The following is a 12,856-nucleotide window of genomic DNA, read 5'->3' on the forward strand; positions in this document are numbered from 1 at the left end:
TTAAAACTAATCCAAACTTCGCCTTAGGAATTAATAAATAAAAATAATTAGCACAAAAAAGCGAAGCCGAGGTTGAACTGTTATATTTGAGTATTCAGTATAATCCAAACCTTCACAATCCTTCAAGAACAAGAATGAATCATACTTTTTTAAATATGAAATAATTTGATTTAATTTAACAATGATTGATACTGTTGATTTATGATATACTTATCGGAAACCTCTAAATATTTAAGTGAAAGGTAACGTTCGTTCTGTTTATAGTAAAGCTTTGCTGCTTGTTCTATTATTTCCACTGATTCAGATTTTGGAATATCATTGAAATTTACCAACTCCTTTTTTAGATTGTCAATATCATAAATATTCGTGTTTTCTATAAAAGAAGCAAACCTGTCATATTTTGAAAAGGCTTTACTAAGTTCATGGAGTTCCTCTGAAATAGCTGTGATTGAATTAAAGCTATTATTGTTTAATATAATAATTGTGATATTGTCGGCTTCATACCTTCTTAATGTATTTCTAAATCCATTCCATACGCCATTATGATATATCATATCACTGTCATCTTCCTGCTTTAGTCTAAAACCAAAACCATAAGGCACACTTTTACCATTGTTGGTTTTGCCTGGAAGAAATGCTTTTGCCAAAACAGCATCATTTAAAATAGTACTTTCAGTTAAAGATTGATTCCACTTAAACAAATCACTTACAGTTGAGTAAATACCTTTATCACCAACAACGCCGTCATTAATTGAAAATGGAATAGATCGGTATGACCTTCCATATCTTCTAAAACCTAATAATTCATTTTTTCCAGTTTCTTCATTTGGATTACGAACGTAAGTATGCTGCATATTTAACGGATTAAAAAACTTGCTATCCAGAAAATCGCTCAAACTTTGATCGCTTATTTTTGAAACAATTGAAGCAAGGATAAAATAGCCAGTATTGCTATAGTCAAACCTGCTTCCCGGTTTAAAATAGGCCTGCATTTTTAACTTGTTCATTAGGTTCAACATTGCAGCGTTATCCGGCGGCAATTTACCTGTCCAATTATGTTCTGCCGCCCACATATAATTTGGAAGTCCGGAAACGTGGTTTAATAAATGGCGAATTGTAATGTTTTTATACGGAAAATTAGTCAAATATTTAGTAGCAAAATCGTCTAAATCAAGTTTGCCTTCCTGGTACAACAACAAAATTGCAGCAGCAGTAAACTGTTTGGAAACAGAAGCCAGCTGATAGGTGTCCGTATTTTCAATAGATTTCTTATGCCTTGGGTCTTTATATCCAATGTGCTCTTCAAATAATATTTTTCCATCTTTAGCGACCAATATGCTTCCATTAAATCGGTGAGCACTGTTTAAACGGCTAACATAATTGTGTATTTCCCTTAAAGGATACTTATAAGCCTCCTTTAAAATAAAATCATTCAAATTAGTTTGCCTGCTGAAGTTTGAACCAAAATCATTGGAGGCAAATGAAGCACTTAGATTGTTAATAGGTTCAAATTGAGTATTTCCCGATGAGCTATTAGTTTCAACGAAAAAAAACATTGAAACAATTAACAAAACGGATGTTAAATAGGGTTTCCTCATTTACAGTTTATCTCTCTTATTTTATTATGATGAAAATTATCAGAAAGTTATACTTAAAACTTTTCCAATTCTTATAACCTCACTTTTTTTGTCCTATTACAAGCACCTGGACAATTTTTAAAAAAGTAAAACTTGACAAGTATACAAAAAATATTCAATATTTGCTCAAAAACACTAGCAAAATAAGTGTTTTTAACATTATAAAAAACCTACAAATCAAATTTTCATAAGCTTCTACAAAATCAATGATTGCAAACTGATGCATATCATTTTATGATTAAAAATTGAAACCTAATTTTAATGTTACAATAATAAATCAACATAGAATGAAACTAACCTTTTTTGGTGGAGCGGGGACTGTAACCGGTTCCAGAATTTTATTGGAAGTTAATTATAAAAAAATATTGATTGATTGCGGCCTGTTTCAGGGGGTGAAGGAATTGCGTTTAAAAAACTGGGAAAAAATTCCCGAGGATTTCAAAGAATTGGACTTAGTAATATTGACGCACGCACATTTAGATCATACAGGATATCTTCCAATTCTGATTAAAAACGGATATGTTGGTAAAATTTATTGCACGCATGCTACCAAAGATTTAACAGAAATCATTTTATTGGATAGTGCCAAAATACAAGAAGAAGATGCCAGAAGAGCCAATGAACACCATTATACCAAACACGATCCGGCCAAACCTTTATATGATATCGAAGATGCCAAACTTACAATGACCCACTTTGAAACCTTTGATTTGAATACGTGGAATATTATTGAAGATTCCATAAAATTCAAATTTATCAATAGTGGTCATATTTTAGGTAGTGCATTTGTGGTATTGGACGTGAACGGAAAAATAATTGTTTTCTCAGGCGATATAGGAAGAAAAGAACCGATCCTTTTATATCCTTTTGAATATATTACAAAAGCAGATTACCTTATTGTTGAATCTACCTATGGGAACAGAAACCATAAAAATACCTCAATTAATGAGGTGTTGCTGAAGCACATAAATCATACCTACAATAAAGGCGGTATTTTAATAATCCCAACTTTTTCAGTGGAAAGAGCCCAAGAAATTATTTACTTATTAAGTCTGTTGAAAAGAGATCATAAACTGCCAAATATTCCGATATTTCTGGACAGTCCGATGGGTGTTAATGCCACGGAAGTCTATTTTAAATATAAAAATGGCCATAAATTATCAGACGAGGATATCAAAAGCATGCTATCAACAGTAAATTTGATTACTGAAATTAATGCTTCTAAAATGATTGTCAACAATAAAGACCCTAAAATTGTCTTGGCTGGAAGTGGCATGATTACAGGAGGAAGGGTATTGCATTATTTGGATAAAATAATTTCAGATGAAAAACACAGTATCTTAATTGTAGGCTACCAAGCAGAAGGAACTCGCGGAAAAGCATTGTTGGCAGGTGACACAGAAATCAAATTCTTTGGTGAATATCATAAAGTTAAGGCGGAAATTTTTAAGATTAATGAATTTTCTGGCCATGCGGATCAAAGTGAATTGATGGATTGGCTTAAACACTTTAAGGAACCGCCAACCCTTACCTTTATCAATCATGGAGAGCCGCACCAAAGTCAGGCTCTAAACACTAAAATTAAAACGGAGTTAAAGTGGAAGAGTACGGTTGCGAAATTAAACAATGAATATTATTTAGACTGAGAGAACTTTATTTACCATACTTTTAATTAAACCAAATAGTGAAATATTTAATTTTTGCTAAATCGGGTATTTGGTCAATCGTAACTTCTTCTCTGCTAAAACTGTTTAATCCTAACTCTTTTTTATCAATGGAAATTGTGGCATTTAATTCATCAATAAAAAGGGTTACAGAAGTTAATGTTGTTTCGACTTTATTTATCTTATAATTTTCATTGATATCTTTAAAGGTAGATTGAAGTGAAATTCCTTTTGAAGTTTTATAGCTATTGTCAAATATTTGAATGCTTTTTATTCCTGATGACGGATCATTTAAATTAGCAGGCACTATTTCCAACAATAAATTTGCCTTTTTTGAGTAAATTAAATACTCATCATTTTCAACAGAAAATAATTTTTTGTCTATTTCCTTATCAGCATATAACACGGCAACTATGGAGTCTTTTGTAAAAATAGAATTTAAGTCCTTAACTGTTATTTTTTTATTTAACAACCCAACTCTTCCTTTTTCAATTAAAAATTGGTCGTTTTTTATGGAACATTGAATGAGTAAAAGTAAGATTAAAAATAAATAAGTGATTTTTTTAAAGAAAGACATAAACGGATTGTTGTTTTTAATATTTTATTAAACACACGCTCTACAATGTGAGAATTTGAAAATTATTTATTATTTTTTGATTTTATATTACCCGTTTTAAAATTCCCAGCACTCCTCTTATAAAGCTTGCGCTTGTTACCACTTTTAAAATAGGATTCATTCTGGTGCTTGCTCTGCCTCTAGATGTTTTTGTGGTTTTCATTCCTTCCTTTTTCTTATTTTCAACAGCTTCCTTTTCGTATATTTTTTCAATTTTTTCAGTTAAAATTTCATAAGCGCTTTCTCGGTCAATAACTTCATTGTATTTATGGTAAATACGTGAGTTACCAATCAACTTTTTCAATTCATTATCAGTAAGTATATCCATTCTGCTCATTGGGGCACGCAACATGGTGCAAGCCAATGGCGTTGGAATTCCTTTTTCATTTAAAACAGACACAAATGCTTCTCCTATTCCCATTTGCGTTAAAATTTCATCAACATCATAATACTCAGAATCAGGATAATTTTCAGCGGCCAATTTGATGGCTTTTCTGTCTTTGGCTGTAAAAGCACGCAAAGCATGTTGCACTTTTAAACCCAATTGTCCCAATACATCTTCAGGAACATCATTTGGGTTTTGGGTTACAAAAAACAAACCAATGCCTTTTGAACGAATTAATTTCACAATATTTTCAATTTGAGAAAGTAGTGCTTTTGAGGCTTCGCTGAAAATCAAATGCGCTTCATCAATAAAAATGACCAATTCTGGCCGACCGCTATCGCCCTGTTCCGGGAAAGTCGCATACACTTCTGCCAATAATTGTAGCATAAATGTTGAAAATAGTTTTGGTTTGTCTTGAATATCCGTTAAACGCAATATTGAAATAATACCTTTTCCATTTTCATCAATTCTCACCAAATCCTGAACGTCAAAAGAGCGTTCTCCAAAAAATAAATTACCGCCTTGCTGCTCAATTTCCACTATTTTTCGCAAAATTGCGCCAGTACTTGCAATGGAAATTAAGCCATATTCCTTTTGAATATCTTCTTTTCCTTCAGAAGTGGCGTATTGAAGTATTTTTTTAAAGTCTTTTAAATCCAATAAAGGGAATTTATGATCATCACAATACTTAAAAATAATGGAAACAATGCCGCTTTGGGCATCAGATAGCTCCAATATTCTGGAAAGCAGCACTGGACCAAATTCAGAAACCGTGGCTCGTAATCTGGTACCATCTTGTTCTGATAAAGTAAGTATTTCGACTGGAAAATTTTTTGCTTCAAAAGGCAATCCAATCGCTGCATGACGCTCATCAATTTTTGGATGACCAGCACTCGGTTGCGCCAATCCGCTTAAATCTCCTTTTACATCCATCAACAATACTGGAACTCCTTTTTCAGACAAATTTTCGGCCATTACCTGTAATGACTTTGTTTTCCCAGTTCCGGTAGCGCCAGAAATAAGGCCGTGTCTGTTCAATGTTTTTAACGGAACCTTTACAAAAGCATCCTTTATCGTTTTGCCATCTAACATCGCCGAACCTAAAACAAAATAATCGCCTTTGATTTGATACCCTTCAGTTATATGCTTAAAAAAAATTTCTTCCCTATTCATTTTGAATAATTTTTATAAAAATAAGAAATAAACTGAAACCAAATATTTCAAAAGAAATTAAGTTGCAAATATTTATTACCGTTCCTAAATCTTATATTTGCAGCATGGTAAATGCAAGTATAAAAGAATTATTGGATAAAGGCGAAATGCTACCTTTAATGGAAGAATTTTACACCATTCAGGGCGAAGGATTTCATACGGGAAAAGCGGCTTATTTTATAAGAATTGGCGGTTGTGATGTTGGTTGTCATTGGTGCGATGTAAAAGAAAGCTGGAATGCAAAACTGCATCCTCCAACGAATGCTGACATCATTGTGGCAAATGCTAAAAAATATGCAAATACCGTTGTAATTACTGGTGGAGAACCATTAATGTGGGAGTTGGATTATATTACCACCGCTTTACAGACTAATAACATTAAAACGCATATTGAAACTTCAGGTGCTTATAAATTGAGCGGAATCTGGGACTGGATTTGCCTTTCGCCAAAAAAAACAAAATTGCCTTTAAATGATATTTACAGTCAATGTAATGAGCTAAAAGTCATTGTTTTTAATAAAAATGATTTTAAATTTGCCGAAGAACAAGCTGCTAAAGTATCAGATAAATGTGAATTATTTTTACAACCAGAATGGAGTAACCGGGAAAAAATGATGCCTTTAATTGTAGATTATGTGATGAAAAATCCTACTTGGAAGGTATCCCTGCAAACACATAAATATTTGAATATTCCTTAATTTAATCCTGTTCAATAATTTTTAAGGCCAATTTGTAAACTTTTTCAAATTGTTCAGTTCTGGTCAATCTTGAGTTGTCAATTTCAATAGCATCCTTTGCTTTCACTAATGGTGAATCTTTTCGGGAGGTGTCAATATGATCTCTGTATTCCACATTTTTCAAGGTTTCATCAAAAGTTACCGGCTCTCCACGTTCCACAAATTCATCAAATCTTCTTTTTGCACGTTTTTCTGCGGAAGCAGTCATAAATATTTTTAATTCCGCATCCGGAAAAACAACCGTTCCTATATCTCTACCATCCATCACTACCCCTTTATCTTTTCCCATTTGTTGTTGTTGCGCAACCATTTTTCTTCTAACTTCAGGAACTTCAGCCACTTTACTTACCAATCTTGAAACTTTCATATTTCTAATTTCTGTTTCAACATTTACGCCGTTTAAATAAATTTCGGCAAAACCCAAAGAAGTATTAAACTTAAATTCTAAATTGATATTTTTTAATTCATCGATTAACTTTTCTTGTAAAAAGGCACTTTCAGAAATCAGATTTTGCTGCATGGCATATAAGGTTACCGCTCTGTACATAGCACCAGAATCAACATAAACATATTTCAATTTAGTTGCCAACTCTTTGGCTATGGTACTTTTTCCTGTTGAAGAAAACCCATCTATGGCAATCGTAATATTTTTCAAATCTTTAATTTAATTTTATTCATTTTTAAACCAAAACCAGCAGTAAATCCTGCAAATGTTCTTTTATCAATTGTAATTCTTTAGCGTCTAAAGTTATACCCTAAACGTATATTAAACACATTTTTCGAAAAAAGTTCTGCTCCTAAGGCAGCTTACCTTGCAGAACCTCTTAAATTCAAAAAATTATAGATCGTTTCACCTCCAACTTGTGAAAATGTGCTTATAGAAACAAAAAACAATAATTGCATAATTTTTTTCATATTTCAGATGACAAAATAAAACTAATTAATTGTATAAACTAAGTATATACTTATTTTATTTCGTCAATTTCACTAAAGGAAATTACTTTTTTTTTAAAATTATTATTAATGAATGAACATTTATTCATATATTTGCATTCTGTTTAAAAAAATAGAATATGGCACGTAAAATAGATGAAGATAAAATACAACATATTAAAGAAGCCACTATGCAAACAATTGTTGAAAATGGAATTGAGTCTACAACAATTGCAATGATTGCTAAAAATGCAAATGTAAGTGGCGGTTATCTTTATAGAATTTATGAAGGAAAACAAGATCTCATAAATAATTTGTATTATGATAAAGTAAACTCATTATATAAAGAATTAGAATTTTTACTGGCATTAAATCAAACAAGTATAGAACCTTTAATTAAATCGTTCGTTCAAAACAGAGTTGTTTATTATTTGAATGAACCTATTGCTTCTAAATTTTTTTATCAATTACTTCATAATGAAAACTTTACAATCACTACTGAACTTAAAGATAAAAGTATGCTTTTAATGGAAAGCATTAAAGATATAGGTGTAAAATCAGGTGAAATTTCCAATTCATTATCCCTTTATCAATTGCATTATCACATTTTTGTTTACCCGGTAGATTATATAAATTTTAAAAGGAAAAATATTTTTGATGGGCAAGAAACAACCAATGAGGATGTTATTTATTTAACAAAAAACATTTTGAATTTTTTTAAAAATATAAAGTAATGAGTTTATATATTAAAAAAATGGCTTTAACTCCATTCAAAAAAAGTTTAGTCTATTTGCTGTTATTTCTGGTTTTTTTTGCCAATGCGCAAGAACTTTCGTTAAAAGAAGCTCAAGAATTTATGCTGGCTAAAAATGGTGAAGCAAAGGCATCTATGTTTGAAGTAAAAGCAATGGAAGAAGAACATAAAGCAACTAAAGGTTTAAGGTTGCCAACAGTTGGTATTTCGGGAACTTATTTAAGATTAGATGAGGATATTACAGTCGATTTAAATGCACCAAGAGATATGGTTGGTGGTTTATTGCAAATTCCAAATCCTGAATTAGTGTTGGGAGATTGGAATTTTACTTTACAAGAAAAAAATTTGGGTTTTGCTTCTGTTGATGTTTCTATGCCTATTTTTGCCGGGGGAAAAATTAATGCAGCAAATAAGGCTTCTGAAATAAAATTAAATTTATCAGAAAATCATCATCAATTAAAAGAAGATGAATTAACTATAAAATTAATATCTTATTATTTTAAGTTGAAGCTAGCAATTGAGGCTAAAAATTTGCGAAAAGAAGTCTATGAGACGGTATTACTTCATAATAACCAAGCTACTAAATTTTTTGAAAATGGAATGATTGCAGAAGTAGAAACCTTAAATGCTAAAGTAGCACTATCTAATGCAAACAGAGAATTATTAGCCGCTAAAAAAGATATTTCATTAGCGACAACTGCGATACAAAATTTAATTGGTTTACAAGTCCTTCCAGCTATTTCAACCTCATTTACTGCGCCAACTGTTGTAAAATCATTAAAAGAATTTCAAGATGAAATGTTAATTGAAAGTAAACAATTAAAAACTATTAAAAAAAGTCATGAATTAGCAGAAGTTGGTGTTAAAGTTGACAATAGCGATTATTATCCTCAAGTGGGTTTCTTTGGAAAATATATGTTTTGGAAAGATAACTTACCGTTAGCAGACACTAAATGGTTTGTTGGTGTTGGAGTAGAGTGGGAATTGTTTAATGGTTTTCAAAGAGAGCATAAAATAAAAGCGTCAAAATATAAAGTTTCTCAAATTGAAGAAATAGATAAACAAGCACGGTTAAACTTATCAACTTATACTGAAAAATTGTATAACACAATGCAAAAAGAATTGGAACAAATTGAAAGTTTAAATGCAGATGAAGTTTTTGCAAATAAATTAAAATTTATGCGAACGAGAGCTTTTGACGAAGGTACAGGAACCTCACTTGAGGTTGCAGATGCAACGCTAAAATTAACCGAAATCAAATTACATAAAATAAAAGCATTATACGAGTACAATGTAGCTTACGGAGAGCTCATGGTACTTACAGGAAAAACAGCATTATTCTTGAATCAAAATTAATTTTAAAATGAGAAATCCAAAATTTATAAAATCACTTATTAGCATTGTAGTTATTTCAATTTTAGTACTTACAGGTGTTTGGCTTTTAACAAAACCTAAAAATGTCGTGTTACAGGGTAGGATTGAAGCCAAGGAAATATATTTATCGGCTAAAATACCCACACGTATAAATACTTTTGAAGTAAAAGAAGGTGCTAGTGTGAAAAAGGGACAATTGTTAGCAACGCTGGAAAGTCCTGAAATTATAGCTAAAGAGCAACAAGCTTTGGCATTAAGAGAAGCTGCAAATTCTCAAAAAAATAAAGCAACTAATGGTGCAAGAATAGAGGAAATTAAAGCTGCAAAAAGTGTTTATGAAAAAGCAACAGCAGCAGCCAATGTGATGAAGAAAACATATGCTCGCATGGAGAATTTGTTTAAAGATGGTGTGATTTCAGAACAACAACGCGATGAAATTTTCGCTAAAAAAGAAGTGACGTTTAAAGATCAGGAAGCTGCTTTAAGTGTATATCAAATGGCTTTAAAAGGAGCCAGAAGTGAAGATATTGCAGCTGCAACAGCATTGGTTAAACAAGCCGATGGTGCTTTAACTGAATTAGAAGGTTATAAAAATGAACGAAATATTATTGCTCCTATTGATGCTGAAGTTTTAAATTTTTTACCTGAAAAAGGTGAATTGATCGGCGCAGGGTATCCGGTCGTACATTTAGTGGATTTAGCAAATTGTTACGCAATTTTAAATATTAAAGAAACGAGTCTTTCTGAGTTTAAAAAAGGAGCAGAATTTGAAGCTGTTATACCGGCATTGAATAATAAGGAAGTAACATTTAAAATATATTATGTGGCTGCATTAGGTGATTATGCTACTTGGAATGCTACCAAAGCAACTGGAGATTTTGATGTTAGAACTTTTGAAATTAAGGCATCACCAGTTTCTGAAGAAGTTGAATTAAGACCTGGTATGAGTATTTTAATTGACTATTCTCAATTTAATGAGTAAAATGAAACCTTCTTTACGAATTGCAAAACGAGAAATAGCCCTATTATTTAATAGTAAGTCTACTTTTATTTTTGCGGTTATACTACCTTTTGTTTCAATTTTATTTTTTAATACGCTTTTAAGTGAAGGTGTTGCTCGTAATTTGCCGGTTGCAGTTGTAGATTTAGATCACTCCTCTATTTCAAGAAATGTGATTTCTCAATTAAATACGGCACCAGAAATTGAGATTGGTTTTTTTCCTATAAGTCAGCAAAAAGGGGAAGAATTAGTGCGATTGGGAAAAGTGTACGGAGTAATTACTATTCCACAAAATTTTGGAGCCAATTTAAAAAGCGGAAAACAAGTTAGTATTATAAATCAATACAATAGTAATTTATTATTGTCTGGCGGTTTAGAATATAAAGCTTTTAGAAAAGTTATTGGAACTATTTCGGCTGAAGTTAACATTGAAAAGCAACGAAAACAAGGAATTTCAATGCAACAAGCCATTGTTAATTATCAACCAATTGTGGCCAATAATAATGTGTTGTCAAACCCATATACAAATTATTCATACTACTTAAATACTGGATTTTTAGCTATGTTTTTCCAAATATTTGTAATGCTAACAACCATTTACTGTTTTGGTACGGATTTAAAATACAGTAAAGGAAATAAATTATTAAGTATTACAAAAGGAAATTTATTAGCTGTAATTACTGGTAAAGTATTGCCTTATACAGTTTGGTTTTTATTGGTTGGCATTATTATGCTTTTTAGTATGTATGTTTGGCAAGATTTTCCATTTTTTGGAAGTAAAATAGCGGTATTGGTAGGTTTAATACTATTAATTTTAGCCAATCAATCTTTTGCGTTGTTTTTTGTTGCTATTAGTAATAGTTTTAGAGAAGCCTTAACAATTGGTTCAGGTTTTGCTGCGGTAAGTTTATCTTTTTCAGGTATTACTTACCCTATTTTTGGAATGCCAAAAGTATTACAGTGGTTAAGTCAAATTTTTCCGTTCACTCATTTTTTTGAATTATTGTTAGATCAATCTCAAAGAGGATTTCCTGTATTTTATTCATTCAAGGCAATTGTAATTTTGGTGATTTTATGTATTTTACCACTTTCCTTTGGTTGGTTTAAACTAAATAATCTATTTGAAAAAGGAGTATTTAATCATCGTATTTAAGAATGAAAAAATTATTTAAAACATATTACAAAGCTAAAATTTCTTTTTGGAATGCATTTTCAACAGAATGGAATGCAATAAAAAATGATAAAGCGGTTATTAGTACCTTCTTTTCTGTGGCTATTCTTATTTTGGTTGTGTACACCTATATTTACTCAAATCAGGTTGTAAAAGAAGTACCTGTTGCAGTGGTAAATCAGGATGTCTCAAAAATGAGTAGAGATTATACAGCGATGTTAAATGCTACTGAAGGAACAAAAGTTATTTCAACTTATACTGATTTACAAGAAGCTAAAGTTGCTTATTATTCAAGAAAAGTACAGGGCATTGTAATTATTCCAAAAGATTTTGAGAAAAATATTCGTAGCGGTAAGCAAACCAATATTACTACTTTTTCAGATGCCTCTAACATGATTTTTTATAAAAAAGTGTTAGGAGACGTTTCGGTAATTAATGGTTATTATAGTGCTGGTATTGCTATAAAAAGACAGATGGCTAAAGGGATTTCATCTGATCAAGCAAAACAAAATTACACACCAATACAAGCAATTTCCACAAGTTTATTTAATACTTCAGCAGGATACGCAACCTATATGATCCCTATGTTAACAGCGTTAATTGTACAATTGGTGTTGTTAATGGGAATTGGTATCTTAGGAGGATCAAGACGAGAGGATAAATCCACACATAAAAATTTTCCAAGGTTATTACACAAAGGAGGAACTATACCTGTTTTGTTAGCAAAAGCGTGCCTATACACGGCAATTTTTATAGTTATTATTCCAATTCAAATAGGAATTGTTTATACGTTATTTTCAATTCCTGTTCGATCATCATTGTTTGCTGTTTATTTGTTTTTAGTTCCGTATATATTTTCTGTAGTGTTTTTAGGAATTGCCTTTAGTTCATTCTTCAAAAGAAGAGAAGATTCTATACTTTTTTTGGTGTTGCTTTCTATTCCATCTTTAATGCTAAGTGGTTTGTCTTTTCCAAAGGAAGGGTTTTCCGGAATTTATCAATTAATATCCACAATAATTCCGTCAACTCCGGGAATAACCGGTTTTGTAAAATTAACCCAAATGGAAGCCTCTTTTGTTGAAGTTTTAAATGAATGGAATCACTTATGGTTATTAACATTTTTATATTTTATAATAGCCTCGATTGCTTTAAAAATGAAAAGCCAAAACGAAAAATATAATAAAAGAAAAGTATCCTACTAAGTAAGAAACTCATTTGAGATTTAACATAAATTAAAAGTCGATCGATTATATCTTAAACACGATATTGGTCCGCTTTCCAATTGCTTATTGCCTTTTTAATGTCATTTTCAGAAAGATTTTCCATGGCTGCTTTTTCAGCTAAGGCAACAAATTCCCGATCAGAAGCAAAAC

General features: G+C 31.2%; 12 protein-coding genes. 7 read left to right on the top strand and 5 right to left on the bottom strand.

Annotated elements, in window-relative coordinates:
• Positions 1-170: 170 nt before the first annotated feature.
• Positions 171-1,556 carry a serine hydrolase domain-containing protein gene (locus tag ABY285_RS07820; RefSeq protein ID WP_372768761.1) on the bottom strand — a complete coding sequence of 462 codons (1,386 nt, stop codon included), beginning with the start codon at positions 1,554-1,556 and terminating at the stop codon, positions 171-173.
• Between the two features lie 368 nt (positions 1,557-1,924).
• Here ABY285_RS07820 and ABY285_RS07825 point away from each other — a divergent pair, with 368 nt between their 5' ends.
• Complete coding sequence (locus ABY285_RS07825; protein ID WP_372768763.1) at positions 1,925-3,283, top strand: MBL fold metallo-hydrolase RNA specificity domain-containing protein; 1,359 nt, start codon at positions 1,925-1,927, stop codon at positions 3,281-3,283.
• Between the two features lie 22 nt (positions 3,284-3,305).
• Here the strand turns inward: ABY285_RS07825 and ABY285_RS07830 are convergent, their stop codons facing one another.
• Positions 3,306-3,878, bottom strand: coding sequence for a hypothetical protein (locus tag ABY285_RS07830; RefSeq protein WP_372768765.1), 573 nt, complete (start codon positions 3,876-3,878; stop codon positions 3,306-3,308).
• A gap of 82 nt (positions 3,879-3,960) precedes the next feature.
• The gene (locus ABY285_RS07835; protein ID WP_372768767.1) at positions 3,961-5,475 is read right to left on the bottom strand and encodes a helicase HerA-like domain-containing protein; all 1,515 of its coding nucleotides are present in this window, start codon (positions 5,473-5,475) and stop codon (positions 3,961-3,963) included.
• Positions 5,476-5,579: 104 nt separating this feature from the next.
• On the opposite strand from ABY285_RS07835, the gene ABY285_RS07840 reads away from it, so the two are divergent.
• Positions 5,580-6,212: a 7-carboxy-7-deazaguanine synthase QueE gene (locus ABY285_RS07840; RefSeq protein ID WP_372768779.1), complete on the top strand. Its 633-nt coding sequence runs from the start codon at positions 5,580-5,582 to the stop codon at positions 6,210-6,212.
• 1 nt (position 6,213) lies between these two features.
• Here the strand turns inward: ABY285_RS07840 and cmk are convergent, their stop codons facing one another.
• Positions 6,214-6,906 carry a (d)CMP kinase gene (cmk, locus tag ABY285_RS07845; protein ID WP_372768769.1) on the bottom strand — a complete coding sequence of 231 codons (693 nt, stop codon included), beginning with the start codon at positions 6,904-6,906 and terminating at the stop codon, positions 6,214-6,216.
• Positions 6,907-7,324: 418 nt separating this feature from the next.
• On the opposite strand from cmk, the gene ABY285_RS07850 reads away from it, so the two are divergent.
• Genes ABY285_RS07850 through ABY285_RS07870 form a run of 5 tightly spaced genes read left to right on the top strand, consistent with a single transcriptional unit; the run spans position 7,325 to position 12,685 of the window.
• Positions 7,325-7,918 (top strand): TetR/AcrR family transcriptional regulator, encoded by a 594-nt coding sequence (locus tag ABY285_RS07850; RefSeq protein ID WP_372768771.1) that lies wholly within the window; start codon positions 7,325-7,327, stop codon positions 7,916-7,918.
• A gap of 20 nt (positions 7,919-7,938) precedes the next feature.
• Complete coding sequence (locus tag ABY285_RS07855) at positions 7,939-9,294, top strand: TolC family protein (protein WP_372768781.1); 1,356 nt, start codon at positions 7,939-7,941, stop codon at positions 9,292-9,294.
• Positions 9,295-9,301: 7 nt separating this feature from the next.
• The gene (locus ABY285_RS07860) at positions 9,302-10,294 is read left to right on the top strand and encodes an HlyD family secretion protein (RefSeq protein WP_372768773.1); all 993 of its coding nucleotides are present in this window, start codon (positions 9,302-9,304) and stop codon (positions 10,292-10,294) included.
• Positions 10,287-11,465, top strand: a complete 1,179-nt coding sequence (locus ABY285_RS07865; protein ID WP_372768775.1) for an ABC transporter permease — start codon at positions 10,287-10,289, stop codon at positions 11,463-11,465. The genes ABY285_RS07860 and ABY285_RS07865 overlap by 8 nt, the downstream gene beginning before the upstream one ends.
• A gap of 2 nt (positions 11,466-11,467) precedes the next feature.
• A complete protein-coding gene (locus tag ABY285_RS07870) occupies positions 11,468-12,685 on the top strand; it encodes an ABC transporter permease (protein WP_372768777.1) in 1,218 nt (405 codons plus the stop codon).
• Positions 12,686-12,737: 52 nt separating this feature from the next.
• Here the strand turns inward: ABY285_RS07870 and ABY285_RS07875 are convergent.
• A partial coding sequence (locus ABY285_RS07875; RefSeq protein ID WP_372768783.1) for a DUF6526 family protein occupies positions 12,738-12,856 on the bottom strand: 119 nt, incomplete at its 5' end.

It is taken from the genome of Lutibacter sp. (assembly GCF_041555395.1).
Lineage (GTDB): Bacteria > Bacteroidota > Bacteroidia > Flavobacteriales > Flavobacteriaceae > Lutibacter.